Source organism: Nocardioides kongjuensis (assembly GCF_013409625.1).
Classification (GTDB): Bacteria; Actinomycetota; Actinomycetes; order Propionibacteriales; family Nocardioidaceae; genus Nocardioides; species Nocardioides kongjuensis.
Genome location: NZ_JACCBF010000001.1, coordinates 1,930,181 through 1,955,119 on the forward strand (window position 1 = coordinate 1,930,181; position 24,939 = coordinate 1,955,119).

Annotated in this window: 27 protein-coding genes; 13 read left to right on the forward strand and 14 right to left on the reverse strand. The window is 71.0% G+C overall.

Annotation, left to right across the window (positions count from 1 at the left end; genetic code table 11):
* The 4 genes from qcrB to BJ958_RS09315 all read left to right on the forward strand — a co-directional run bounded on the left by qcrB (position 1) and on the right by BJ958_RS09315 (position 4,211).
* Complete coding sequence (gene qcrB / locus BJ958_RS09300; protein WP_246319026.1) at positions 1 to 1,704, forward strand: cytochrome bc1 complex cytochrome b subunit; 1,704 nt, start codon at positions 1 to 3, stop codon at positions 1,702 to 1,704.
* 44 nt (positions 1,705 to 1,748) lie between these two features.
* Positions 1,749 to 3,074, forward strand: a complete 1,326-nt coding sequence (locus BJ958_RS09305) for a hypothetical protein (protein ID WP_179726577.1) — start codon at positions 1,749 to 1,751, stop codon at positions 3,072 to 3,074.
* An 88-nt stretch (positions 3,075 to 3,162) separates the two neighbouring features.
* A complete protein-coding gene (locus BJ958_RS09310) occupies positions 3,163 to 3,864 on the forward strand; it encodes a glycosyltransferase (RefSeq protein WP_218865658.1) in 702 nt (233 codons plus the stop codon).
* Positions 3,861 to 4,211 (forward strand): DUF2304 family protein, encoded by a 351-nt coding sequence (locus BJ958_RS09315; RefSeq protein WP_179726578.1) that lies wholly within the window; start codon positions 3,861 to 3,863, stop codon positions 4,209 to 4,211. Before BJ958_RS09310 ends, BJ958_RS09315 begins: the two co-directional genes overlap by 4 nt.
* A gap of 4 nt (positions 4,212 to 4,215) precedes the next feature.
* Here the strand turns inward: BJ958_RS09315 and BJ958_RS09320 are convergent, their stop codons facing one another.
* The 7 genes from BJ958_RS09320 to ctaC all read right to left on the reverse strand — a co-directional run bounded on the left by BJ958_RS09320 (position 4,216) and on the right by ctaC (position 11,379).
* Entirely contained in the window at positions 4,216 to 4,812 is a 597-nt protein-coding gene (locus tag BJ958_RS09320; RefSeq protein WP_179726579.1) for a methyltransferase domain-containing protein, read from the reverse strand.
* 10 nt (positions 4,813 to 4,822) lie between these two features.
* On the reverse strand, positions 4,823 to 5,917 hold the full coding sequence (locus tag BJ958_RS09325) for a glycosyltransferase family 4 protein (RefSeq protein WP_179726580.1): 1,095 nt from the start codon (positions 5,915 to 5,917) through the stop codon (positions 4,823 to 4,825).
* On the reverse strand, positions 5,914 to 7,074 hold the full coding sequence (locus tag BJ958_RS28990; RefSeq protein ID WP_179726581.1) for a glycosyltransferase: 1,161 nt from the start codon (positions 7,072 to 7,074) through the stop codon (positions 5,914 to 5,916). The genes BJ958_RS09325 and BJ958_RS28990 overlap by 4 nt, the downstream gene beginning before the upstream one ends.
* Positions 7,075 to 7,096: 22 nt before the next feature.
* Positions 7,097 to 8,311, reverse strand: a complete 1,215-nt coding sequence (locus BJ958_RS09335) for a L,D-transpeptidase (RefSeq protein WP_343052624.1) — start codon at positions 8,309 to 8,311, stop codon at positions 7,097 to 7,099.
* Between the two features lie 103 nt (positions 8,312 to 8,414).
* Positions 8,415 to 8,831, reverse strand: coding sequence for a cytochrome c oxidase subunit 4 (locus tag BJ958_RS09340; RefSeq protein ID WP_179726582.1), 417 nt, complete (start codon positions 8,829 to 8,831; stop codon positions 8,415 to 8,417).
* On the reverse strand, positions 8,831 to 10,519 hold the full coding sequence (ctaD, locus tag BJ958_RS09345) for an aa3-type cytochrome oxidase subunit I (RefSeq protein WP_179726583.1): 1,689 nt from the start codon (positions 10,517 to 10,519) through the stop codon (positions 8,831 to 8,833). The genes BJ958_RS09340 and ctaD overlap by 1 nt, the downstream gene beginning before the upstream one ends.
* Positions 10,516 to 11,379 carry an aa3-type cytochrome oxidase subunit II gene (gene ctaC / locus BJ958_RS09350; RefSeq protein WP_273516092.1) on the reverse strand — a complete coding sequence of 288 codons (864 nt, stop codon included), beginning with the start codon at positions 11,377 to 11,379 and terminating at the stop codon, positions 10,516 to 10,518. Before ctaC ends, ctaD begins: the two co-directional genes overlap by 4 nt.
* Before the next feature lie 149 nt (positions 11,380 to 11,528).
* Here ctaC and BJ958_RS09355 point away from each other — a divergent pair, with 149 nt between their 5' ends.
* A complete protein-coding gene (locus tag BJ958_RS09355; protein WP_179726585.1) occupies positions 11,529 to 12,647 on the forward strand; it encodes an aminotransferase class V-fold PLP-dependent enzyme in 1,119 nt (372 codons plus the stop codon).
* Positions 12,644 to 12,871, forward strand: coding sequence for a sulfurtransferase TusA family protein (locus BJ958_RS28470; protein WP_179726586.1), 228 nt, complete (start codon positions 12,644 to 12,646; stop codon positions 12,869 to 12,871). Before BJ958_RS09355 ends, BJ958_RS28470 begins: the two co-directional genes overlap by 4 nt.
* On the opposite strand, the gene BJ958_RS09365 is transcribed toward BJ958_RS28470, so the two are convergent.
* Positions 12,864 to 13,796 carry a carbohydrate kinase family protein gene (locus BJ958_RS09365; RefSeq protein ID WP_179730077.1) on the reverse strand — a complete coding sequence of 311 codons (933 nt, stop codon included), beginning with the start codon at positions 13,794 to 13,796 and terminating at the stop codon, positions 12,864 to 12,866. The genes BJ958_RS28470 and BJ958_RS09365 overlap by 8 nt on opposite strands.
* Positions 13,797 to 13,935: 139 nt before the next feature.
* On the opposite strand from BJ958_RS09365, the gene BJ958_RS09370 reads away from it, so the two are divergent.
* Entirely contained in the window at positions 13,936 to 14,148 is a 213-nt protein-coding gene (locus BJ958_RS09370) for a hypothetical protein (RefSeq protein WP_179726587.1), read from the forward strand.
* Positions 14,149 to 14,232: 84 nt separating this feature from the next.
* On the opposite strand, the gene erpA is transcribed toward BJ958_RS09370, so the two are convergent.
* The 5 genes from erpA to BJ958_RS09395 are packed head-to-tail and all read right to left on the reverse strand — an operon-like array spanning position 14,233 to position 19,488.
* Positions 14,233 to 14,649, reverse strand: a complete 417-nt coding sequence (gene erpA / locus BJ958_RS09375) for an iron-sulfur cluster insertion protein ErpA (protein WP_246319027.1) — start codon at positions 14,647 to 14,649, stop codon at positions 14,233 to 14,235.
* A gap of 59 nt (positions 14,650 to 14,708) precedes the next feature.
* Positions 14,709 to 15,827, reverse strand: coding sequence for an alcohol dehydrogenase catalytic domain-containing protein (locus BJ958_RS09380; protein ID WP_179726588.1), 1,119 nt, complete (start codon positions 15,825 to 15,827; stop codon positions 14,709 to 14,711).
* The gene (locus tag BJ958_RS28995; RefSeq protein WP_218865660.1) at positions 15,824 to 16,294 is read right to left on the reverse strand and encodes a DUF4334 domain-containing protein; all 471 of its coding nucleotides are present in this window, start codon (positions 16,292 to 16,294) and stop codon (positions 15,824 to 15,826) included. Before BJ958_RS28995 ends, BJ958_RS09380 begins: the two co-directional genes overlap by 4 nt.
* A gap of 40 nt (positions 16,295 to 16,334) precedes the next feature.
* Positions 16,335 to 17,420: a glycerate kinase family protein gene (locus BJ958_RS09390; protein ID WP_179726589.1), complete on the reverse strand. Its 1,086-nt coding sequence runs from the start codon at positions 17,418 to 17,420 to the stop codon at positions 16,335 to 16,337.
* 37 nt (positions 17,421 to 17,457) lie between these two features.
* Positions 17,458 to 19,488: a phosphocholine-specific phospholipase C gene (locus BJ958_RS09395; protein ID WP_179726590.1), complete on the reverse strand. Its 2,031-nt coding sequence runs from the start codon at positions 19,486 to 19,488 to the stop codon at positions 17,458 to 17,460.
* A gap of 134 nt (positions 19,489 to 19,622) precedes the next feature.
* On the opposite strand from BJ958_RS09395, the gene BJ958_RS09400 reads away from it, so the two are divergent.
* From BJ958_RS09400 to BJ958_RS09420, 5 genes are read left to right on the forward strand one after another with little or no spacing between them, the layout of a single operon-like run.
* Positions 19,623 to 20,486, forward strand: a complete 864-nt coding sequence (locus BJ958_RS09400) for a GNAT family N-acetyltransferase (RefSeq protein ID WP_343052625.1) — start codon at positions 19,623 to 19,625, stop codon at positions 20,484 to 20,486.
* Between the two features lie 28 nt (positions 20,487 to 20,514).
* Positions 20,515 to 21,690 carry a quinolinate synthase NadA gene (gene nadA / locus BJ958_RS09405; protein WP_179726591.1) on the forward strand — a complete coding sequence of 392 codons (1,176 nt, stop codon included), beginning with the start codon at positions 20,515 to 20,517 and terminating at the stop codon, positions 21,688 to 21,690.
* Positions 21,683 to 22,051, forward strand: coding sequence for a zinc ribbon domain-containing protein YjdM (locus tag BJ958_RS09410; protein WP_179726592.1), 369 nt, complete (start codon positions 21,683 to 21,685; stop codon positions 22,049 to 22,051). Before nadA ends, BJ958_RS09410 begins: the two co-directional genes overlap by 8 nt.
* A 2-nt stretch (positions 22,052 to 22,053) precedes the next feature.
* The gene (locus BJ958_RS09415) at positions 22,054 to 22,653 is read left to right on the forward strand and encodes a DUF3043 domain-containing protein (RefSeq protein WP_179726593.1); all 600 of its coding nucleotides are present in this window, start codon (positions 22,054 to 22,056) and stop codon (positions 22,651 to 22,653) included.
* 38 nt (positions 22,654 to 22,691) lie between these two features.
* Positions 22,692 to 23,348, forward strand: coding sequence for a hypothetical protein (locus BJ958_RS09420; protein WP_179726594.1), 657 nt, complete (start codon positions 22,692 to 22,694; stop codon positions 23,346 to 23,348).
* 7 nt (positions 23,349 to 23,355) lie between these two features.
* On the opposite strand, the gene BJ958_RS09425 is transcribed toward BJ958_RS09420, so the two are convergent.
* Entirely contained in the window at positions 23,356 to 24,366 is a 1,011-nt protein-coding gene (locus tag BJ958_RS09425) for an aldo/keto reductase family protein (protein WP_179726595.1), read from the reverse strand.
* A 52-nt stretch (positions 24,367 to 24,418) separates the two neighbouring features.
* Here BJ958_RS09425 and BJ958_RS09430 point away from each other — a divergent pair, with 52 nt between their 5' ends.
* The gene (locus BJ958_RS09430; protein WP_179726596.1) at positions 24,419 to 24,937 is read left to right on the forward strand and encodes a GNAT family N-acetyltransferase; all 519 of its coding nucleotides are present in this window, start codon (positions 24,419 to 24,421) and stop codon (positions 24,935 to 24,937) included.
* Positions 24,938 to 24,939: the final 2 nt, after the last annotated feature.

Here is a 24,939-nt window from a genome sequence, read left to right on the forward strand (position 1 = left end):
ATGAGCAAGGTCGCCACGACCAACGGCACGACGCCCGCCACCACCAAGGGTGGCAAGGCTGCCGGCGCCATCGCCAACTGGGCCGACGAGCGCCTGGGCCTCGGCACGGCGATGAAGAAGAACATCCGCAAGGTCTTTCCGGACCACTGGTCGTTCATGCTGGGCGAGATCGCCCTGTGGAGCTTCGTCGTCCTGCTGCTGACCGGTGTCTTCCTGACGCTGTGGTTCGACCCGAGCATGACCGAGGTCCAGTACGACGGCGCCTACGACCCGCTGCGCGGCCAGCACGTGTCGTCGGCCTTCGCCTCGACGATGCACATCTCGTTCGACGTGCGTGGCGGCGTGCTCATGCGGCAGATGCACCACTGGGCCGCCATGATCTTCATCGCCTCGATGATGATCCACATGATGCGCGTCTACTTCACGGGCGCCTTCCGCAAGCCGCGCGAGCTCAACTGGGTCATCGGCTGCCTGCTGCTGCTGCTCGGCACGATCGAGGGCTTCACCGGCTACTCGCTCCCCGACGACCTGCTCTCCGGCACCGGCGTCCGGGCCGCGGACGGCTTCATGAAGGCCTCCCCCGTGGTCGGCTCCTACATGTCGTTCTTCCTGTTCGGCGGCGAGTTCCCGGGTGACTCGATCATCCCGCGCTTCTACGCCATGCACATCCTGCTCATCCCCGGCATCCTGCTGGCCCTGGTCGCGGCGCACATGCTGCTGCTCGTCTACCACAAGCACACGCAGTGGCCCGGGCCCGGCCGGACCGAGCAGAACGTCGTCGGCTACCCGATGCTCCCCGTCTACGCGGCCAAGGCCGGTGGCTTCTTCTTCATCGTGTTCGGCGTGATCACCCTGCTGGGTGGCCTGTTCTCGCTCAACCCGGTCTGGAAGTTCGGCCCCTACGACCCGTCGAAGGTGACCGCGGGCTCGCAGCCCGACTGGTACATGGGCTGGCCCGACGGACTGCTGCGCATCATCCCGGCCTGGGAGACGCACATCTGGGGCATCACCCTGTCCTGGAACGTGATGCTCCCGATCCTCGTGATGCCGCCGCTCATGCTGATGATCCTCATGGCGCTGCCGTTCCTGGAGGCCTGGATCACCGGCGACAAGCGGGAGCACCACCTGCTCCAGCGTCCGCGCAACGCTCCGACCCGCACCGCGATCATGGTCGCGCTGATGACCTTCTACGGCCTGTCCTGGGCCGCAGGCGGCAACGACATCATCGCGATCAAGATGCACCTGAGCATCAACGAGATCACGTACTTCATGCGGGCCGCGGTGTTCCTCGGACCGGTCATCGCCTTCATCATCACGCGCCGCTGGTGCATCTCGCTCCAGCGTCACGACGAGGGCAAGCTGCTCCACGGCTACGAGACCGGTGTCCTGGTCCGCTCCCCCGAGGGCGCGTACGCCGAGAAGCACCTGCCCCTCCCCGTGGGCAAGGCCTACACGCTCACGGCCCGCGACGACGACCCGACGCCGGAGACCGTCGAGGAGATCGACGCCTCGGGTGCCACCGGTCGCAGCGCACGCCTGCGCAAGCTGCGGGCCAAGCTGGCCACAGTGTTCTTCGCGGACAACGTCCAAAAGCCCACGGCCGAGGAGATCCACGAGGCGCAGCACCACGCGGAGCACGAGCTCCACGAGCTCGAGTCGCAGATCGCCGCCGGCCCCAACCGGCACGGTCCGGCAGAGCACTGAGCAACCAGCACGACCACAGCCGGCCCCGGCACCGCGTGATCGCGGTGTTCGGGGTCGCTGTGTTCCTGCTCTGCAGCCTGGGCACGTTGCACCCGCCGATCACCGGCGACGTGTGGTCGGCCGACCTCGGCGCCTGGCGCCTCGCCACGACCGGAACGCCCTGGATCGACGAGGTCTCCCCCGACCAGCTGCCGCCGTGGCCGGGAGTCGATGGCGTCGAGAGCAGCGGCCTGTGGACGGCGACGAACCCCGACAACGGGCACCGTGTGGTGGCGCGCAGTCCCGGACCGGTCCTCGCCGGGGTCCCGGCGTACGCGATCGCAGCGTTGCTCTCCGGGGACGGCACGGGCAGCTTCTCCGACGTCCCCGGCTCTCTCACGGCGGCGCTGCTGGTCGCGGCAGCAGCCACACTCCTCCTCCTGGCGACGGCGAAGCTGGTCGGTCACCGGGCGGCCCTCGCCTGCACCGCCGCCCTCGCGGTCGGCACGCCGCTGTGGAGCATCGCCGGCAACGACCTCTGGCCTCACTCCGTGGGTGTCCTGGGCATCGCGGGCATGGCCTGGGCGGCCTCCCGGGAGCGTTGGTGGCTCGTCGGCGTCCTGGGCGGCGTCGCTCTCGTCGGTCGTCTCCACCTGGCGGTGGCCGTCGCCGCCGTCGGTGTCGGCGTGGCCCTCGCTCGGCGCCGACCGGGCATCGCGCTCCGCGTCGCCGGCGGCAGCCTCCCCTTCCTCGCGGCGAGCTCGGCGTGGGGGCAGTGGCTGTACGGGAGCTGGAGCCCCACGACGGGGTACTCCTCGAGCACGCTCGGGGCGTGGCCGGCCTCACGGAGCTGGCCCGAGCGTGCCGGTGACCTGGCCGGGGTCCTCGTCTCCCCCGGTGTCGGCATCCTGGTCTGGACACCGTGCCTCTTGCTCCTCGTGCCGTTCCTTCGTGGCGCGTGGCGGGCAGCGCCCGACTGGGTGCGCGCGCTCTCGGCAGGCGGGATCGTGTACCTCCTCATCCAGGTGTACCTCAACCCGTTCCAGGGCGGCACCGGGTTCTGGGGCTACCGCCTCCCGCTCGAGACGCTGTGCGCGTGCTTCCCGCTCCTCGCTCTCGCCGCGGCACGGATGGGTCGCCGCGCCCGGACGGCAGCAGCCGTCCTCGTCGGGCTCCAGGTGGGCTTGCTCTCGATCGGGGTGCTGTTCGGTGCGGCCTCGACGGACGGGGACGGCGACGGCTCCGCGTGGCGCTACAGCCTCGCGCTCGACGCCCTGCGTGAGAACGCACCCGCCTTCCTCCTGATCCTCGGCGTGGGGGCAGGCGCGGCCTACCTCGCCGCACGGTGGCACAGGCCCGCGTCGACGCGGAGCAGTCGCCGCGCGGCCTAGTCAGAACGGGCTAGCGGTCCGCGGACTGTCGGCCAGACTTGGCCGGGACGGATGTCGCGGCGGCACCGTCGTCACTAACCTCGACGTCGTGAGCCCGTCCCCCGCCAGCGACCGCACCGTCGTCGTCGTGCCGATGTACAACGAGGCCGCGATGGTGGGCGCGGTGGTCACCGCGCTCCGCGAGGTGTTCCCCCACGTCGTGTGCGTGGACGACGGCTCGCGAGACGCCTCGTCGAGCGTCGCCCGCCACGCCGGCGCGACCGTCCTTCGCCACCCGGTCAACCTCGGGCAGGGTGCGGCGCTGCAGACGGGCTTCGACTTCGTGATGCGCCACACGGACGCCACCCACGTCGTCACGTTCGACGCCGACGGTCAGTACCTCGTGGCCGACGCCGTTACGATGGTCGACCTCGCCGACGCGACCGGGGTGGACATCGTCCTGGGCTCCCGCAACCTGGGACGGACCGAGGGACAGCCACTCGCACGTCGGATGCTCATGGCAGCCGCGCTCCGGTTCTCGCGAACGCTGACGGGCATCAGGCTGACGGACACCCACAACGGCCTGCGGGTCCTCAACCGCCGTGCGGTCGCAGCGATGAACCTGCGCCAGCGCGGCATGGCCCACGCCTCCGAGATCGAGTCCCGGATCGTCAGCGCCTCGCTCTCCTGGCGCGAGCACCCGGTCACGATGTGCTACTCGGACTACTCACGCAGCAAGGGTCAGTCGAACCTCAACGCGCTGAACATCCTCTACGACCTCGCCACCGACCGGCTCGGAGCACCCGCGTGATCATCCGGGTCTTCCTGCTGGCCAGCATCGTGCTGGCCGTCGTGTGGCTGCTGCGGACCCGCCCGTCGGGCAGCCGGTTGGCGATCATGCGCATCGCCGGGTTCCTCGTCGCCGCCGGGGCGGCAGCGAGCGTCATCGCCCCGGGGCTCGTCACCGATGCTGCACACGTCGTCGGCGTGCGCGAGGGACCCAACCTGATCCTCTACGTGCTCGTCGTGGTCTTCGTGTTCACCACGATCGTCCAGAGCCTGCGGATGCGCGAGATGGAGCGTCGCATCGCTCAGATCGCACGCGCACAGGCGCTCTCGGAGGTCGCGGCACCTGCCACGGTGGACGTGGAGAGCTGACGGGTCAAGCGAGCGGTCGGCGCGCCAGGATCCACACGTTGCGGCGCCAGCCCGGCAACCAGGTCAGGAGTGCCAGCACCCTCGGCCGTCTCTTGCGCGGGAACCACCCCGACACGATCCCCGTGCCGGGCGCCACGCTCTCGTAGGACACCCGGACGACCTCGAAACCGTGGTCGGCGAAGATCCTGCGCATCGAGGTGCGCGTCCACGGCCGGCGGTGGGTGTAGTCGTGCCAGGCCCAGCGCTGCGCATCGGGTGAGGACGCGAAGACCAGCCCACCGGGTCGCAGCACGCGGAAGGACTCGGCCACCACGCCCGCAGGATCCAGCAGGTGCTCGAGGACGTCCTTGAGGACGACGCCGTCGAAGTCCTCGTCGGGCAGCGGCAGTGGCTGCTCCAGGTCGGCCAGGCGTACGTCGACCCCGCGCGCCCGCGCAGCATCGACCGCTGCGGGGACGTGGTCGAGGCCGACGTAGGCCGGAAAGTCCTCGGACAGCCAACCGGTGCCGCAGCCGACGTCGAGCAGTCGGCTGCCCGGCTCGAAATGGCGCACGACGTCGCGGTAGTAGCCCGGACGCGCATGCCACTCGTGATAGCCCACGCGCGGGAGTCTAGTGGCCGGCCAGCCTGCGGTAGGCGCCGAGCGTGAGCCTCGCGGTGCGGTCCCACGTCATGCTCGCGGCACGCTCCAGGCCGGCACGCCGGAGCCTGTCGCGGAGCCCCGGATCGGCCACCACTCGGCGTACCGCTGCGGCGATCGCCGGAGCCGACCACGGGTCGAACCGGGCCATCGCCTCGCCACCCACCTCCCGAAGCACCGCGACGTCGGAGCCCACCACCGGGCACCCGGAGGCCATGGCCTCCAGGACCGGCAGGCCGAAGCCCTCGAACAGCGTCGGGAAGACGTAGCAGCTGGCCGAGGCGTAGAGCTCGGCGAGCTCAGCGGCGTCGATCCAGCCACGGAGCTCCACGTCGCGCTGCAGCCCGAGCCGTTCGACCTCGACGCGCAGCGGATCTGCTCCGTGACTTCCGGTGACGACGAGGAGCGGCCGCTCGGCCGCGGGGATGAGGGACCACGCCTCGACCAGGCGCGGGAAGTTCTTGTGGGGCATCCGGTTCCCACCGGTCAGCACGAACGGCCGGGCGGCGGTCCTGGGCCCTGCCGCCCGCACTGCCGGTGCACCCAGGGGTGCGATGTCGACGTCGCCGGGCGCACGACCGGTCAGGGCCGTGATGTCCGACGCTGTCGCGGCGCTGTCCGCGAGCAGCCGGTCGGCCGCCGCGATGGTCCGCAGCTGCAGGCGCCGCACCCCCTCGGACCGACCGCCGGGGACCCACTCCGGATGCTTGAGCGGCAGCAGGTCGTGAACCGTGACCACGGTCGGCAGGGCACGGAAGGCGGGTCCGAAGTTTGCCGGGCAGTGCAGCAGGTCGGCACCCAGGAGACGGGCGCGTGGGCCGACCGCGAGGGCGACGGCAGCCGCCCATTGCAGGCGGTTCTCCCCTGAGACCGGAAGGTGCACCAGCTCGCCCGGGAACCACCGGCCACGGCTCCCCCGGAGCTCGCGTCCAGCGATCCCGACCAGCTCCACCCCCGGCTGCTCGGCGAGCACGGGGAACAGCTCACGCGCGTAGCTCTCGGTGCCGCCCTTCCGACCGGTGAAGTAGACCAGCTCGACCGCCACGCGGAGCGACTCCGTCGTCATCGGCCGGCCGCCCGCGCCTCGATCAGCTCCAGGACGCCCCGGGCGGTGACGGCGACCGAACCGGCTCGGGCGTGGTCGTCGTACCAGGCGCGGGCACTGCTGCGCAGCGCCGAGCCGCCGTCGACCACGGAGAGGATCGCCTCGGCCAGGTCGTCCGCCGCTGTCGAGCGGGCGACCGCACCGTTGCGCCCCGGCACGACGAGCTCGACGGACGCGTTGTCCGGCCCGTCGACCACCACCACGGGAGTTCCCGCAGCGGCAGCCTCCACGACCACCAGGCCGTAGCCCTCTCGCTCCGAGGGATTGACCAGCACCGATGCCGTCCGCAGACCTGCGTCCAGCACGGAACGGTCGACGAAGCCCGGAAGGTCGACCACGTCGCGCAGACCGAGGCGCTCCACCTCGCTGCGGACGTGCTCCCGGGTCGGACCGTCCCCGTAGATCGTCGCCGTCAGGTCCGGCAGGACGGCGCGCGCGGCGGCGATCGCAGCAGGCAGTGCCTCGACGCGCTTGTCCTGGATGTGGCGACCGACGTAGACCACATGTGGAGTCGCGGGTGGCACGACGGCCGCCGCACCGTGGTCCTCGGGGAACACCAGTCCCGGACTGCGCAGCGGGAGGGACCTGAGGCCGCTCCGGCTCAAGCGGTCCGCGCTCAGCGCCGAGTGACACGTGGCTGACGGCGACAATCGCGCGGCCAGCCGTTGGAGAGCCCAGGCCACCCGGCCCATCACCGGACCGCTGTAGGCGCGCCAGCGCTCGGGCGTCCACACCTCGAGCCAGTCGCTCACCAGCACGACCGGGGAGCCGAGAAGGGCCAGGCGCGCGGCCGGCACGTTGGTCGCCGGCAGGGCGCTCACCACGACGGCGTCGTACCGTCGGCGATGGCGCACCAGGTGGAGGCACAGCCGGGCCGCGAAGCCGAGCGCAGGGCCCGCTCGACGAGCACCGGAGCGGTCATGCAGCCGGGCCCGGCCCGCGACCGCAACGACCTCGATGCCGGGGACCGTGGGCACCGGGCCGTCCCACTGCTGCCGCGTCAGGTAGCTCACCGAGTGTCCCTGCGCCGCGAACTCCTCAGCGAACGCTCTGTACTGCCGCTCACCACCCCCGAGGGTCCACGGGTAGAGGCAGTCGTAGGCGATGGCGATCCTCACGGACGTCCTCCGGGGCCGACCGTCAGCTCAGGGCGGATCCGGCGACGTAGTCGTTCCAGGAGACGTTCCAGTCGCCCCAGCCGTTGCCGGGCTCCATCGGGCGATCGGTGCCGACGTACTCGACGACGTCGCCGCGACGGGTCATGGAGTAGAGCCAGGCCGCGTTGTCGGTGCTCATGCCGGTGCAGCCGTGGGAGACGTTGGCGTGGCCCTGGGAGCCGACCGACCAGGGAGCAGCGTGGATGAACTCGCCGGAGCTGGTCAGCCGCATGGCCCACTTCACGTCGTCGATGTCGTAGGCCTCCGCGGAACCGCGGGCGATGCCGACGGTCTCGGAGTTCATCCGCTTCTGGGCGTACTTCTCCATGATGACCTTGACGCCGGAGCGGGTGGTGAAGCCGGCCTTGCCGGTCGTGATCGGCAAGGTGCGCAGCAGCTTGCCGTTCTCGAGGACCTTCATCTGGTGGGTGCGCGCGTTGACCTTGTAGACGTGGGCGGCCCCGATCTCGAAGTCGACCCTGCGGTCCTCCTGACCGTAGATGCCGCCGCCCGCGCTCACGCCGTTGACGCCGACGTCGACGCTGACCTTGGTCCCGGCCTGCCAGTAGGACTCGGGGCGCCAGTGCGCCTCCTTGCTGCTGACCCAGTACCAGGAGCCCGGCTGTGCGGGCGTGGAGGTGACCGTCATGTGCTTCTCGAAGCTCGCCTGGTCGGTGACCGGGAGGTCGAAGGTGACGATGACGGGCATGCCGACGCCGACCGTCTCGCCCTGAAGGGGCGCGATCGAGGCATAGGTCTGCTGGTCGAGGCTCAGCGACTGGGTCGTGAACGTCGAGACGCTCCGGACCTCCTTGCCGTCACCGTTGCGCGCCGTGGCGCGCACCCGGTAGCTGGTGGCGGGCTCGAGGCCGCCCGAGGCCACCCAGCGGGTGCCGTCGGCGCGCAGCTCGCCCTCGACCCGGCCGCCCTTCGACTTGAGGACCACCGAGGTCAGCGTGCCCTTCTCGGCCTTGACCCTGATCACCTTGTCGACGGGCACGCCGGAGGCGTCGTCCTTCACGTTGGTCGTCACGATCGCCTCGGAGGCGGCCGCGGCCGTGGTCTCGTCGCTGTCCGGGCCGTCGGCACCGGGGACGAATCCCGAGCCGTCGCAGGCGGTCGCGACGAGGGCGACGGCGGCCAGCAGGGCGGCGGCGCGCAGGGCGCGCGAGCGGGAGCGTGTCAGCGGGGAAGGCACGGAACGAGGGTACCTGCCGGGACCGACGATTCCCGGCTGGAGAGCACGTCGGCGGTGTCACACCGTGAGGTGGGACACCGCCGACGAGAGGCTGAGCGCAGGCTCAGTGGGCGTAGACGCCCCGGTAGTACTCGAAGATCCAGCCGCTGACCGCGATCGCGCCGAGCACGATGCCGATGATGAACAGCCACCAGGCGAGCACGGCGATCGAGAACACCATCACGCCGAGCGTCGCGGCGCACCACAGCGGCCACCAGGAGTAGGGCGGGAAGAAGCCCAGCTCGCCGGCGCCGTCGGCGATCTCGCCGTCCTTGAGGTCCTCCGGACGGGCGTCCATGCGGTTGGCGTGGAACCCGAGGTAGAGGGTGACCATGGCGCACAGCAGCGTGGTCATGACCAGCGCGGAGGTGCCGGTCCAGTCGGCACCGTGGTCACTGCCGTCGGTGATGAACCAGTAGGCAGGGCTGACCAGGACCAGGAAGACCGTGGTCACGCCGAAGATCCATGCTTCGACCTTCATCAGGCGTCGACCTCCTTGGCGCCGGCGCCCGCGGCGACCGGCTCGTCGTACATCTCGATGGCGGCGATCTCCGGGTGGTGGAGGTCGAACGCCGGCGACTCCGAGCGGATCCGCGGGATCGAGTGGAAGTTGTGGCGCGGCGGCGGGCACGAGGTGGCCCACTCCAGCGACCGGCCCCAGCCCCACGGGTCGTCGGTGTTGACGAGCGGTCCCTTGCGGGAGACGTAGACGTTGTAGAAGAACGGCAGCATCGAGGAGGCGAGGATGAACGCGCCGATCGTCGAGACCTGGTTCAGCGTCGTGAAGCCGTCACGCGGCAGGTAGTCGGCGTAGCGACGCGACATGCCCTCGATGCCCAGCCAGTGCTGGACGAGGAAGGTCGTGTGGAAGCCGATGAACAGCAGCCAGAAGTGGATCTTGCCGAGGCGCTCGTCGAGCATGCGACCGGTGAGCTTGGGCCACCAGAAGTAGAAGCCGGCGAACATCGCGAACACGACCGTGCCGAACACCGTGTAGTGGAAGTGGGCCACCACGAAGTAGGAGTCGGAGACGTGGAAGTCGAGCGGCGGGCTGGCCAGGATGATGCCGGTCAGGCCACCGAACAGGAAGGTCGTGAGGAAGCCGATCGACCAGAGCATGGGGGTGTCCATGCGCACGGACCCGCCCCACATCGTGCCGATCCAGTTGAAGAACTTCACGCCCGTCGGCACGGCGATCAGGAACGTCATGCCGGAGAAGAACGGCAGGTTGACGGCCCCCGTGACGAACATGTGGTGCGCCCACACGGCCACCGAGAGGATCGCGATGCCGAGCGTCGCGCCGACCAGGCCGATGTAGCCGAAGATCGGCTTGCGGCTGAAGACCGGGAGGATCTCGGAGATGATGCCGAAGAACGGCAGGGCGATGATGTAGACCTCGGGGTGCCCGAAGAACCAGAACAGGTGCTGCCACAGGATCGCTCCACCGTGCGAGGAGTCGAACACGTGGGCCCCGAGCTGTCGGTCGGCCTCGAGGGAGAGCAGGGCGCCGGCGAGGATCGGGAACGCGACCAGCACCAGGATCGCCGTGATCAGCACGGTCCAGACGAAGATCGGCATCCGGAACATGGTCATGCCCGGCGCTCGCATGCAGATGATCGTGGTGATGAAGTTGACCGCACCGAGGATGGTGCCGAGACCACCCATCCACAGACCCATGATCCACAGGTCGCCACCGACGCCGGGGCTGTTGACCGAGTCGGACAGCGGCGTGTAGGCGAACCAGCCGAACGAGGCGGCACCCTGCGGGGTGAGGAAGCCGGCGCCGGCGATCAGGCCACCGAACAGGTACAGCCAGTAGCTGAACATGTTGAGGCGCGGGAACGCGACGTCGGGCGCACCGATCTGCAGCGGCATGATCGCGTTGCCGAAGCCGAAGAACAGCGGCGTCGCGAACAGCAGCAGCATGATCGTGCCGTGCATCGTGAAGAGCTGGTTGTAGAGCTCCTCGTTGACGATCTGGCTGCCCGGGTAGGCGAGCTCGGACCGGATGAGCAGCGCCATGATGCCACCGGCGAGGAACCAGGCCATGGCGGTGCCGAAGTACAGGTTGCCGATCAGCTTGTGATCGGTCGTGGTCAGCGCGCGGACGATCTGCTGGCCGAGCGGCTTGCGCTGGCTGAGGTCCGCGGAACGCGCGAGAGTGGTCACTCGTGCTCTCCCTCGTCGTCGTTGATGGGCTGCTTGGCGTACTTGCCGCCTTCGACGGGCTCGTCCGACACGTGGTCGGGGTCCTTGGCGAGCCCGGCCAGGTAGGCCTCGTAGTCAGCCTCGGAGACGACCTTCACGTTGAAGAGCATCCGCGAGTGGTAGGCGCCGCAGAGCTCGTAGCACTTGCCGTCGTAGTCGCCGATCTCGGTCGGCGTCACCTGGTAGGAGTTCTTGTTGCCGGGGACGACGTCCATGCGCATCGCGAAGGCCGGGATGCCGAAGTTGTGGATCACGTCGGGGCTGCGGAGCTGGAACTCGATGGTCTTGTCGACCGGGATCACGAGGTCCGGGATGTCCTCACCGGTGCCGGAGACGAACACGTTCCTGCCCTCGTACGGCTGGTTGAAGGTCCACTGCCACTTCTGGCCGACGACCGTGACGACGACGTCCGGGTTCGGGTCGTGCTCGAGCGCGATGTTCTGCACGCGCACGGTCTGCGAGAAGAACGCGATGACCATGATGACCGGGAAGATCGTGTAGAAGATCTCGATCGGCAGGTTGTAGCGCGTCTGCACCGGGACCTCGTCGTCGCTGCGACGACGGAACCAGATCGGGACGCCGATGATGAGCGCCCACGTGATGACACCGGTCACCAGCGCGGCGATCCATGCGCCCTGCCACAGGTGCAGGATGTGCTCACCCTGCGTGGTCGTGATCTCCGGCATGCCGAACCGTTCCCACTGGGTATCGGTCGAGCAGCCGGACAGCGCGAGCGCGAGTACGACGAATCCGGCGAGCGGGGTCGCGCGACGGGTACGTCGCTGCGCGCCACGCGTGCGCTCGGGGTGCCACCAGCCCACGAACGAGCCTTCCTCTCGAGGGTCAGAACCACTGCGAACACTAGCGGAGTGCGACCCCGGCATGGTGGCGGGGTGGGTCTTCCGGGACGTGTGAGGCGTGGCACGAGCGCGGCACGAGCGTACGGACCCCGCTCAACTAGGGTTCGAACGTGAGCAGCACCTCCGAGGTCTACCTCGACTCGGCCTCGTCGTCCCCGGTCCACCCGGCGGCGCGGGACACCCTGCTGGCCGCCCTCGACCGCGGGTACGGCGACCCGCGTCGCCTGCACGCCGCCGGCCGCGACGCGCGGCTGCTGCTCGACAACGCCCGGGCCGTCGTGGCCGAGTGCCTCGGCGCCCGGCCGGACGAGGTCGGTTTCACCGCCTCGGGGACCGACGCCGTGCACCGGGGCCTGCTGGGCCTCACGGCCGCCACCGGGCGGGGCGGGATCGTGCACGGTGCGGTCGAGCACTCCGCCGTCCTCCACGCCGCCGCCTGGCGTCCCTCCCCCGCCCACGCCGCCATCCCGGTGGACGCGCTCGGCCACGTCGACGTCGCCGCGATGGCCGAGGCCGCGCGACGTCCCGGCGTGGGAGCCGTCGCGCTGCAGGCGGCCAACCAGGAGGTCGGGACGCTGCAGCCGGTCGACGAGCTCGACCTGCCGGCCGGCGTACCCCTGCTGGTGGACGCGGCGGCCGCTGCCGGGCACGTCCCGCTCCCCCGCCGCTGGGACGCGCTGACCGCATCCGCGCACAAGTGGGGCGGTCCGGCGGGGGTCGGCGTGCTGGTGGTGCGTCGTGGGACGCGGTGGACCACGCCGTACCCGGGCGACGACGGCCTGGACCAGCTGGGCGGTTTCCCGGACGTCCCGGCCGCGTTGGCCGCGGCTGCCGCACTGCAGGCGGTGCTGGCCGAGCGGGAGGAGGTCGCGGCGCGCCAGCACGCGCTCGTCGACCGCATCCGGGCGGCGGCCGCCGCCCTCCCCGACACCGAGGTCGTGGGCGACCCGGTGGCCCGGCTCCCCCACCTGGTGACGTTCTCGTGCCTCTACGTCGGCGGCGACGAGATCGTCTCGGCGCTCGCACGCCGGGGCTTCGCCGTCGCCAGCGGCTCCGCGTGCACCGCCTCGACCCTCGAGCCGAGCCACGTGCTGGCCGCGATGGGGGCGCTCACGCACGGCAACGTGCGGGTCTCCCTGGGCCGAGAGACCACTGCCGAACAGGTCGAGGCGTTCTGCGCCGCCCTCGCCGACGAGGTCGGCCGGATCCGCGGGGAGGCCGGGCTGTGACCACCGAGATCGACTGCCGCGACCTGCCGTGCCCGCGTCCGGTCATCGAGCTGGCGAAGGCGCTGCCCTCGGTGGAGGTCGGAGAGCTGCTCGCCGTGGTCGCCCGCGACCCGGCAGCACGGCACGACGTGCCGGCGTGGTGCCGGATGCGCGGACAGGAGTACGTGGGAGAGGAGCGCGCCGCGGACGGCGCGCCCCGCTACGTCGTGCGACGACTCAGCTGAGGTACTTGGCGACCTCGTCGGCCGCGTCGTCGCCGTAGGAGTCACGGATGCGCGCGACGAACTGCTCGTGGGTGAAGTCGTACTCCTGGGTGCCCACCGTCTCGACGACGTAGGCGGCGAGCACGCAGCCGACCTGGGCGGCCCGCTCGAGCGAGGCGCCCCACGACAGGGCCGCGAGGAAGCCACCCCGGAAGGCGTCGCCGACGCCGGTCGGCTCGACGGCTGCGACGTCCTTGGCGGCCGGGACCTCGAAGGAGGTGCCGTCGCTGGAGGTGACCCGGACACCGTCCTTGCCGAGCGTGGTGACCTGCAGGCCGACCTTGGAGAGGACCTCCTCGGCGCTCCAGCCGGTCTTCTTCTCGATGACGTGCGACTCGTACTCGTTGGAGAACAAGATGGCCGCGCCGTCGATCAGGTCGCGGATCAGGTCGCCCTCGGCGAACGCGAGCTGCTGGGAGCAGTCGGCGATGAACGCGTAGCCGCGCTGGCGGCACTCCTCGGTGTGCCGCTTCATGGCGTCGGGGTCGTCGGCGCCGATCAGGACGTACGTCGGCGCGCCGACCCGGTCGACGATCGGGAGCAGCTCGATCTGGCTGGCCTCGCTCATCGCGCCCGGGTAGAAGGACGCGAACTGGGCCATGGTGGTGTCGGTGGTGCAGACGAAGCGGGCGGTGTGCTTGCTCTCGGAGATGTGCACGGAGTCGCAGTCGACGCCGTTGCGCTCGAGCCAGGAACGGTAGTCGGCGAAGTCCTCGCCGGCCGCGCCGACGAGCACCGGGCGCAGCCCGAGCTTGGCCAGGCCGAAGCACATGTTGGGGGCAACGCCACCACGGCGGATCTCGAGGTCGTTGACCAGGAAGGAGACCGACAGCTTGTCGAGCTGCTCGACGACGAGCGAGTCGGCGAACTTGCCGCCGAAGGTCATCAGGTGGTCGGTGGCGATCGAGCCGGCGATCAGGAGGGAGCCCGTGGGTGCAGTCACGATACGAAAGGTTAACCGAGCCGTAGCCGTCGCGACGGCGTTCCCCCTGTGTCTACCCGGAAGTAACGCTTAGCGTCGAGACATGCCGCCGTACGAAGAGATCGCCAGCCCCGCCGAGCTCCACGCCGACTGCCAGGCCGTGAGCCGCCGTCTGCAGGACGCCGCCGTCAAGGCCACCCGCCCCGCCCCGAGCCTCCACTTCGACGAGCTCCCCCGCGAGGTCGCCAAGCGGGACATCCAGATCTCCGAGGCCGCCCAGCGCCTCGCCAACGCGCTGCACCTGCACCTCGACTGATCGTCGCGTCCCGCGTGCGCCGCGGGAACGACGAAGGCCCCAGCCGATCGGCTGGGGCCTTCGTCGTTGCAGTCGCGAGCGACCCTAGTTGAACGAGTCGCCGCAGGCGCAGGATCCCGTGGCGTTCGGGTTGTCGATCGTGAAGCCCTGCTTCTCGATGGTGTCGACGAAGTCGATGACCGCACCGTTGAGGTACGGGACGCTCATCCGGTCGACGACGACCGCGACGCCGTCGAAGTCGGTGACGACGTCGCCGTCGAGGGTGCGCTCGTCGAAGAAGAGCTGGTAGCGCAGGCCCGAGCAGCCGCCGGGCTGCACCGAGATGCGCAGGGAGAGGTCGTCACGACCCTCCTGCTCGAGCAGGCTCTTCACCTTCGTGGCCGCCACCGGGCTCAGGTTGATCTGGTCCTCACGGCGGTCGAAGTCCACCGGGGCCGCGACGGTCGTGGTCGCGCCGGGCGCCTCGTGGCTGTGGCCGCCTCCGCAGCAGCTGTCGCTCATGCTCACTCCAGTGTTAGTCAGGTCGGTGTTCGACTAGCCCAATGGTCGCACAGTCGTGGTTATTCCCCCCAGACGAGGACCGGCTTGACCACCGTCCCCGCCCGGGAGTCGGCCACGGCGTCGGCGATCTTCTCGAAGGGGTACGTCGTGACCAGGTGGTCCACGTCGAACCTGCCCGCCTCGCGCAGCGCGATCAGCTCGGGGATGGTGACCAGCGGGTCCGCCTCGCCCTCGATCGAGGAGCGCACGATCTTGCCGCTCGAGAGCAGGTCGATCGCGTCGATCGTGTACTCCGGCGCCCCCAGCCCGAGTGCGACCAGCACCCCGCGGGTGCGCAGCGAGCGCTGGGCCTGGAGCACGACGGCCGGGATGGCCGTGGTGTCGATGGCGTACCTCGCCCCGCCCCCGGTCAGCTCGCGGACCCGGTCCTCGACGGGTGCCGCGCCCTCCTCGGTCGGGTCGAGCGCGATCGCGCCGTAGCCCGCGGCCACGTCGCGGCGCGAGGCGACCGTGTCGACGGCGACGACCGTCTCCACACCGGTGCCCCGGGCGACGGCGATCGCCGCGAGCCCGACCGCGCCAGCGCCGTACACGACGATGCTGTCGCCGGGAGCCGGGTCGAGGACGTTGAGCACCGTGCCGGCACCGGTCTGGAAGCCGCAGGCGAAGGGCGCCAGCCGGGTCAGGTCGAGGGACTTGTCGACGACGACGCAGTTGTCGGCGTACGCCAGCGCGTGGCGGGCCAGGCTGGACTGGCCGAAGAAGCTGCCGAAGACCGTCTGGCTGTCCCCGTTCTCCTGCCGACGCGTCATCGTGGTCGAGCCGTCGGCGCGCATCCCCATGTAGTTGAGCAGCAGGGACTGCTCGCAGTAGCCGACGTCGCCTGCCTGGCACGGTCCGCACTGCCGGCACGAGCGGAAGCTGAGCACGACGTGGTCGCCGACCTCGATGCCGGCGACGGCGGCACCGACCTTCTCGACGACGCCGGTGCCCTCGTGACCGACGACGGTCGGCAGCATCTCCTGCGGCAGCATGGTCGGCACGGTCAGGTCGGTGTGGCACAGCCCGGTCGCGACGATGCGCACCAGGACCTCGTCGTCGCGGGGCTCCTCGAGCTCGACCTCGGCGGCGACGAAGTCGCCCCCGGGCTCCTCGACGAGGTAGGCAGTCGTCTTCACGCGTCACGCTCCAGCCAGAAGTAGTAGAGGTCGTCGATGCCGAACGTCGTGGCGAGCTTGCCGTTCATGATGCCCATGACGGTGTCGGCGTCGACCTTCTTGAAGTGGTCGAGGACGGGCAGCTTGTCGTAGACCATCGTGGCCGTGACCTCGCCGCGGAAGCCGACCGGCCACAGCGACGCCTCCCCGCCGCCACCGGCGGCCAGGTTGGAGTAGAGCTCCCCGTTCTCGTCGCGACAGACCAGCGGAACCGCCTCGAGCGGGCTGTCGAACCGCTTGCCGTGCCAGCGCACCTTCTCCAGCACGGCGCTGGCGACGTGGCCGGTGGCGAAGTCCCCGCCCCGCCAGGCGCCGAGCATCTCGTCGACCTCGACGGTCGCGAGGTCGGACCAGAGGGCGTCGAGATCGGCAGGGTCCGCGTGCTCGGCGGTCCGGAGGCCGTCGAAGCGGGTTCTGATGTCCGTCACACGAGCAATCTAGAACACGTTCCAGTTCGGGGACAGGGGGTCAGCCGGACCAGGTGCGCGCGACCCGGGCGGCGAGCTCGGTCAGCGCGCCCGAAGGGTCGCCGAAGGCCCGCTCCTCCCCCACGGCGTCCACCAGGGAGTACGCCGCGTCCATGCCGAGCGCCCGCATCTCCCGGGAGCCGACCAGCACCTGGCCGGCCAGCGCCACGCACGGGCGCAGCGCCTCGGCAGCGATCGCGGCGACCCCGGCCGGGACCTTGCCGGCCCGGCTGCTGAAGTCGAAGGCGCCCTCACCGGTGATCACCAGGTCGGCGTCCCGGGCCTGGCGGGCCAGGCCGACCGCCTCGGCCACCAGCTCGATCCCGGAGACGCGGGTGCCGCCCAGCAGCATGAGGGCGAAGCCGAGCCCGCCGGCGGCGCCGGCGCCGGGCTCGAGGGCGACCCTGCGGTCGGTGGCGGCCGCGAAGCTCTCCAGGAAGCCGTCGAGCAGCACCTGGGTCTCCTCGTCGAGGCCCTTCTGGGGACCGAAGGTCTTGCTCGCCCCGAACAGGCCGGTGAGCGGGTTGTCGACGTCGGTCGCCGCGATGATCTCGACTCCGTCGACCAGGCCGCGCGGGATGCTCAGGTCGACGCGGCTCACACCGTCGAGGAAGATCCCGCCGACGTCCAGCGCGACGTCGGCGTCGGCGCCGAGCGCCGCGAGCAGCCCCGCACCCCCGTCGTTGGTCCCCGAGCCGCCCAGCCCGACCACGACCCGGCGGGCGCCGGCGTTGACCGCCTCGAGGAGCAGCCGGCCGACGCCGACCGTCGTACCGAACTCGCCGAGCCTGCCCCCGGTCAGGTGGACGCCGCAGACCTGGGCGCTCTCGATGTAGACCGTGTCGCCGACCTGGAGGATGGTGGCGGGAACCTCGTGGCCCTGCGGCGCCTCCGCGACGACGGCCAGCAGCTCACCGCCGAGCGTCGCGTGCAGCACGTCGACGAAGCCGGGCCCACCGTCCGACATGGGTGCGAGCACGACCTCGTCGTCGGGTGCGTGCCGGCGCCAGCCGGCCGCGATGGCCTCGGCGGCCTCGACCGCCGTCAGGGTGCCCGCGAACTTGTCGGGGGCGACCAGGATCCGCATGGCGTCATCATGTCGGATCCCGGCCGCCCACCTCCGGCTAACCGAGCCGCGGGTCGCTGGTCCCGGGACGTCCCGACTCGACGTGCCCGGCGAGGGTGCGCACGAAGGACGTGCCGGGGATGGTGACGGTGACGTCGTACCAGCCACCGCAGGAACGGGTGTCGATGTCGACCTTCCCGCCCCGCAGCGTCAGCGGGCCGGCGTACGCGTCGCTCACCTCCACGGCTGCGTCGCCGTCGACGACGACCCGGACCTTGCCCGACCCGACACCGCCGCCGCGGCTCAGCGGCGCGAGGTCGACCAGGACCCGCTCGCCGGCCGTGCTGCCGGCGTACCGGCGGAAGAAGCCGTTGGGACCGTGCAGGTGGACGTCGTACTCGCCCTGCACGGGCAGCTCCACGTCGAGCCGCTTGCCTGCCTCGACCGTGTAGCTGTGCGGGTCGCCCGCGGGTGAGACCAGGCGAGCCTGGAGATGGGCGCCCAGGGAGCCGTCGTTGACCAGCTGCAGCCGCAGCGGAGCCGAGCCCCTCTCGACCACAGCGAGGTCGTAGCCGATCGGGCGGGCCGGGCGCACGCCCGGTTCCTGCGTGGGCAGGGCGCCCGCGGCAGGCGGCTTCGGGAAGTACGTCGGGTGGCGCAGCCGGTCCGTCGGCGCCAACGCGTCGGTGGCCGGCAGCGAGGGCACGGCCGGCTTCGCGGCCGAGAAGTCGAACGCGGAGGTCAGGTCGCCGGCGACCGCACGGCGCCACGGGGTGATCTGCGGCTCGCGGACCCCGAACCGCGCCTCGAGGAAGCGCAGCACCGAGGTGTGGTCGAAGGTCTCCGAGCACACGTAGCCGCCGGTCGACCACGGCGAGACGACGAACATCGGGACCCGCGGCCCCATGCCGTAGGGGCCGGGCTTCGCCCGCGGGTCGCCGCCGGCGTAGAACTCGTGCTCGGTCGTGACCGTCGAGGCACCCGGGACGAGCGGGCTGGTGGGGATGGGCGGGACCAGGTGGTCGAAGAAGCCGTCGTTCTCGTCGTAGGTGATGAACAGGGCCGTCCTCGCCCACACGTCCGGGTTGGCGGTGAGGGCGTCGAGGAGCTTGGAGATGTACCAGGCGCCGAAGTCGGTCGGCCAGTTCGAGTGCTCGGAGAACGCCTCGGGCGCCGAGACCCACGAGACCTGCGGCAGCCGGTCGGCGAGGACGTCGGCCGCGAGCAGCTCGAAGTAGTCCTGGCCGTCGCGGTTGCGGGTCCCGACGCGGGCCTTCTCGTAGAGGGGGTCGCCGGGCTGCGCGTTGCGGAAGGAGTTGAAGTAGAGGAGCGAGGTGTCGCCGTAGTTGCCGATGTAGGGGTCGGAGGTCCAGCCCCAGGAGCCGGCGTCGTCGAGCCCCGTGCCCTCGTCCTGGTAGACCCGCCACGAGACGCCCGCCTCCTCGAGGCGCTCGGGGTAGGTCGTCCAGTCGTAGCCGGTCTCGTCGTTGTAGAGGACCGGCCCGCCGCCCTTGCCGTCGTTGCCGGTCCAGCCGGTCCACAGGTAGTAGCGGTTGGGGTCGGTGTTGCCGATGAACGAGCAGTAGTAGGCGTCGCAGACGGTGAACGCGTCGGCGAGGGCGTAGTGGAACAGCGCGTCCTGGCGCTGCAGGTGGGCCATCGTCGCGGCGCCCTTCGCCGGCACCCACTTGTCGTGGTGGCCCTTGTTGATCGCCAGCTGGCCGTCGGGCCACGAGTGCGCGAGGCCCTGGAGGAAGGCGCCGCCGAGGTCCTCGGCGTCCGGGTGGAACGGCAGCAGCTCGCCGCCGCCACTCGTCGGCTGGTGCCACACCGACTTGCCCGACGGCAGCTGCACCGGGTGCGGGTCGCCGAAGCCGCGGACGCCACGCAGCGCGCCGAGGTAGTGGTCGAACGAGCGGTTCTCCTGCATCAGGATCACGACGTGCTCGATGTCGCGGATGGTGCCGGTACGACGGGCCGGCGCGACGGCGGCGGCCCGCTCGACGCTGCCGAGGAGGCCGGTGGTCAGGCCGGCGAGTGAGGTGGCTCCGGAGATCTGGAGGAACCGGCGACGGTCGAGCTCTGCCATGGGTGAAAAACCTTTCCGAGCGGTCAGCTTCTGGGGGCTTCCTGGGGCTCAGGTGAGCCGCTCAACGCTGGCAGCGGCCGGGGAACCCTCGACGAGGACGAGGCGTCCGGACGGTGAATGCCTAGAGTCGTGACGTGCTGATCCGACCGATGACCGACGCCGACGTAGCGGTGGCCGAGGAGATCAGCGACGACGCCTTCTTCGCCCTCGACACCGCCAGCCGGCTGCCGGCAGCACCGGCGCCCGAGCGCCGCTCCCCCGCGCAGCGCACGGCATGGCGGGCCCGTACCCGCGGCTTCCTCGCCTCCGACCCGGACGGCTCGTGGATCGCGGAGCAGGACGGCGAGGTCGTCGGCTTCGCCACCAGCTTCCTTCGCGAGCAGGTCTGGTGCCTGGCGACGTTCGCGGTGCGGCCCGGGCTGCAGGGCGCGGGGATCGGTGCGCAGGTGCTCGACGCAGCGGTGGCGTACGGCGCCGACGCGCCCCGCGGGATGCTCGCCGCATCGGTCGACCCGCGGGCGCTGCGCCGCTACCACCTGGCCGGGTTCCGGCTGCACCCCCAGCTCACGCTGCGCGGGTCGGTCGACCGCTCCGCGCTTCCGGTGGTGACCGGGGTGCGCGACGGCGGCCCGGACGACGCGGCCTGGATGGACGACCTCGACCGGCTGCGTCGCGGCGGACCGCACGGTCCGGACCACGAGCGACTGATGGCCGCCGGGAGGCTGGTCGTGACCACCGACCGGTCGGGCTACGCGTACACGAACGGTCGGGTGCTGGCCTTGCTCGCCGCGCGTGACGAACAGGCCGCGCAGACCCTGCTGTGGGAGTGCCTCGCCGGCGCCGAGGAGCGCTACGAGCTGTCCCACGTGACCTCGGCGAACTACTGGGCGGTCGAGGCAGCCCTGGCCGCGCGGCTGGACCTGGTCGCCCGCGGCTACCTCGGCCTGCGCGGCATGGCCCCGCCGTCGCCGTACGTGCACCACGGGGCGCTGCTGTAGCGCTCCGCGCCCAAACTAGGATGAGGACATGACCACCGTGGACCTCCCGCTGCTGCCGCTGGGCCGTGGCACGGACGCGCTCTCCGAGCGCGGCGTCGACTGCCCCGGCGACCTGCCGGCGCCCTCCGACCCGGACCTGGTCGCGCGCGCCCGCGCGGCCAAGGAGAAGCTCGGCGACCGGCTGTTCGTGCTCGGGCACCACTACCAGCGCGACGAGGTCATCCAGTTCGCCGACGTCACCGGCGACTCCTTCAAGCTCGCCCGTGACGCCGCGGCGCGCCCGGACGCCGAGTTCATCGTCTTCTGCGGCGTGCACTTCATGGCCGAGTCGGCCGACATCCTGACCGGGCCCGACCAGAAGGTGATCCTCCCCGACCTCGCCGCCGGCTGCTCGATGGCCGACATGGCGCGGATCGCCCAGGTGGAGCGCGCCTGGGACGCGCTCGCGGCGGCGGGGGTCCAAGACGTCGTCGTACCGGTCACCTACATGAACTCCAGCGCCGACATCAAGGCCTTCTGCGGCCGCAACGGCGGCGTCGTGTGCACCTCGTCCAACGCCGAGGTCGCCCTCGACTGGGCCTTCCAGCAGAAGGGCGAGGACACCAAGGTCCTCTTCCTCCCCGACCAGCACCTCGGCCGCAACACGGCCGTGCTCCAGCTGGGCTACTCCCTCGACGAGTGCGTCGTGTGGAACCCGCTGCTGCCCAACGGCGGGCTGAGCGCCGAGGAGCTCGCCGGCGCCCGGATGATCCTGTGGAAGGGCCACTGCTCGGTCCACGGCCGGTTCTCCGCCGACGTCATCGACGAGCTGCGCGCCAAGGTCGAGGACCTCAACGTCCTGGTCCACCCCGAGTGCCAGCACGAGGTCGTGCTCAAGGCCGACCTGGTCGGGTCCACCGAGTTCATCATCAAGACCATCGAGGCGGCGCCCGCCGGCTCGAGCTGGGCGATCGGCACCGAGCTCAACCTCGTGCAGCGCCTCGCCAACGCGCACCCGGACAAGAACATCATGTTCCTGGACCGCAACGTCTGCTACTGCTCCACCATGAACCGGATCGACCTGCCCCACTTCGTGTGGGCGCTGGAGAACCTCGTCGAGGGCGTCGTCGTCAACCAGATCGAGGTCGACGCGCAGACCGAGGCCGACGCGCTGACCGCCCTCCAGCGGATGCTGGACCTGCCCGGGAAGTCCCACCGTGACTGACGCCCTCCCCCCGTGCCCGCAGTGCTCGAGCGAGTACACCTACGAGATGGGCGACCTGCTCGTCTGCCCGGAGTGCGCCCACGAGTGGTCGCCCGCCGAGGCGGCAGCAGCCGCCGAGGAGGAGGCGTCCGCGGGCGCCGTACGCGATGCGAACGGGAACCCCCTCGCCGACGGCGACGACGTGATCGTGGTCAAGGACCTGCCGGTCAAGGGAGCACCCAAGCCGATCAAGTCCGGCACCAAGGTCCGCAACATCCGCCTCGTCGCCCCCGACCTCAGGGTGGGCGACCACGACATCGACTGCAAGGTCGACGGCTTCGGTCCGATGCAGCTCAAGTCCAGCCTGGTCCGGAAGGCCTGATCGTGTTCAAGCGCACCAAGTCCCCCGTCACCCCCGAGGCGACCTCGTCGGCCGCCACGGACGGCAAGGTCGGCGGCAAGGGCCGTCCGACGCCGACCCGCAAGGAGGCCGAGGCCGCGGCCAGGGCCCGCGCCAAGGCGCCCACCGACCGCCGTGAGGCATCGCGCCGTCAGCGGGAGTTCCGCGCCGAGGAGAGCCGCAAGATCCGTCAGGGCATGAAGAGCGGCGACGAGCGCTACTTCCTGCCCCGCGACAAGGGTCGCGTCCGCCGGTTCATCCGCGACTACGTCGACCGCCGCTTCTCCATCGTCGAGATGGTCATCCCGCTGATGATCATCGGCCTCATGCTCGGCTACACCGGCAGCTCCGCGCTCGTGCAGGCGTCCAGCATGGTCCTGCTCGCCACCGTGCTGTTCGTCGTGACCGACATGCTCATCCTGCGCTTCCGGCTGCGCCGCGAGCTCAAGGCCCGCTTCCCCGACGAGCCGCTCAAGGGCACGACCTACTACGCACTGACCCGGTCGATGCAGATGAAGTTCATGCGCCTGCCCAAGGCGCGGATCAAGATCGGCCAGCCGCTGCCCGAGGACTACGACAGGTAGGTTCCCGCCTGACCAAGCATGCGCTAGGTTTGCGGCGCATGAAGGTCATCGCTGCCCTGCACGGCCCCGGTCCTGCCCTGCTCGAGCCCGCGTTCCGCGCGGAGGTGGCCGCGACGGGCGCCACCCGGCTGCAGGTCAACGTCGACGACGACGCGGTCGCGCCGGCGATGCGGTTCGGCCCGGGTGCGCCGATCACCGCCGTCGTCGCGGTGTGGACGGATCGGGCCGCGGCCGGGCTGCTCGACGTCGTACGGCGCCACGACCCCGACGCCCACGCATGGGCCGTCGAGGAGCGCGAGCCGCTGGTCCCGCCCGCGGTGGCCGACGGGGCGCGCGCCGACGCGCTGGCGAACCTCGCGTTCCTGCGCCGCCCGTCGTCGATGCCGCACGCGGAGTGGCTCTCCGACTGGCTCGACCGGCACACGCAGGTGGCGATCGACACCCAGGGCACCTTCGGCTACGTCCAGAACCCGGTCGTCGAGCACCTCACCGACGGCGGCGGCGACGTGACCGGCATCGTCGAGGAGCTGTTCTCGATGACGGCGATGACCGACCAGCACGCGTTCTACGGCAGCGGCGGCGACCAGGAGGAGCTCGAGCGCCGGTTCACGACGCTGATGGACAGCTGCGCCCGGTTCGGCGCGGCAGAGGGACTCGACCTGGTGCCGACCAGCCGCTACCTGTTCTCGCTCTGATCCCGTCTCAGCCGAGGATCTCCGAGCGGCGCGGCGAACGGGTGAGCGACGGGTCGGTCGTCACGACGCCGTCGAGCGCCCGGTCGATCGCGGCGAGCATGTCGGCGTCCAGCGTGACCCCGGCCGCCTTGACGTTCTCGGTGACCTGATCGGGCCGGCTGGCGCCGATGATCGCGGCCGAGACGTTGGGGTTGTGCAGGACCCAGGCGACCGCGAGCTGCGCGAGCGAGAGCCCGGCCTCGTCGGCGATGGGCTGCAGCAGCTGGACCCGCTCGAGGACGTCGTCGCGCAGCCAGCGGCTGATGTCGTTGGCTCCGCCCTTCTCGTCGGTGGCACGGGAGCCGGCCGGGGGCGGCTGGCCGGGACGGTACTTGCCCGTCAGCACGCCCTGGGCGATCGGCGACCACACGATCTGGCCGATGCCGAGCTCCTCGCAGGTCGGCACCACCTCGGCCTCGATGACCCGCCAGAGCATGGAGTACTGAGGCTGGTTGGACACCAGCGGCACCCGGAGCTCTCGGGCCAGCTCGGCGGCCGCCCGGATCTCCTCGGCACGCCACTCCGAGACCCCGATGTAGAGCGCCTTGCCCGACCGGACGACGTCCGCGAACGCCACCATGGTCTCCTCCAGCGGCGTCTCGTGGTCGAAGCGGTGCGCCTGGTACAGGTCGACGTAGTCGGTGCCGAGCCGGCGCAGCGACCCGTCGATCGACTCCAGGATGTGCTTGCGGGACAGGCCGTGGTCGTTGTGCTTGCCGGGACCGGTCGGCCAGAAGACCTTGGTGAAGATCTCCAGGCCCTCGCGCCGCTCACCCGCCAGCGCCCGCCCGAGAACGGTCTCGGCAGCCGTGTTGGCGTAGACGTCGGCGGTGTCGAAGGTGGTGATCCCCTCGTCGAGGGCTCGGCGCACGCAGGCCAGCGCTCCGTCCTCCTCGACCTGGGAGCCGTGGGTGATCCAGTTGCCGTAGGCGATGGCCGAGATGCGGAGCCCACTCGCCCCGAGGCTGCGAATCTCCATGGGCCCGACCCTAGTGCGCAAGGCAACATCGAGGCCCTGACAAGATGGCGGCATGGTCGTTGCTGACGTCTCCGTACGGGTCGCCTGGCCGGCGGACGCCACCGGGATCGCGCAGGTCCAGCTGCGCGCCTGGCAGCAGCGGTACGACGGCAGCCCGGACCTCGACACCCCGACCCTCGCCGAGGCGTGGCGCCACTCGCTCTCCCGGCCGCCGGAGGCCCGGCACCGCGCGCTCGTGGCGCTCGCCGGAGACCAGGTGGTCGGCTTCGCGCTGACCGGCCCCAACACCGATCCGGACGCCGACCCGGCCACCGACGGCGAGATGGCCGAGTTCACCGTCAGCCCTGACGCGACCCGCGCCGGGCACGGCTCCCGCCTGCTGCAGGCCTGCGCCGACACCCTCGGGGCCGACGGCTTCGCCCGTGCCGTGTGCTGGGTCGACGCGACCGACGACGTGCTGCGGGCCTTCCTGACCAGCGCCGGCTGGGACGCGGACGGCGCGAGCCGCGAGCTCGCCGACGAGTCCGGTACGACGCTCAAGCAGGTCCGGCTGCACACCGCCCTCGCCTAGCC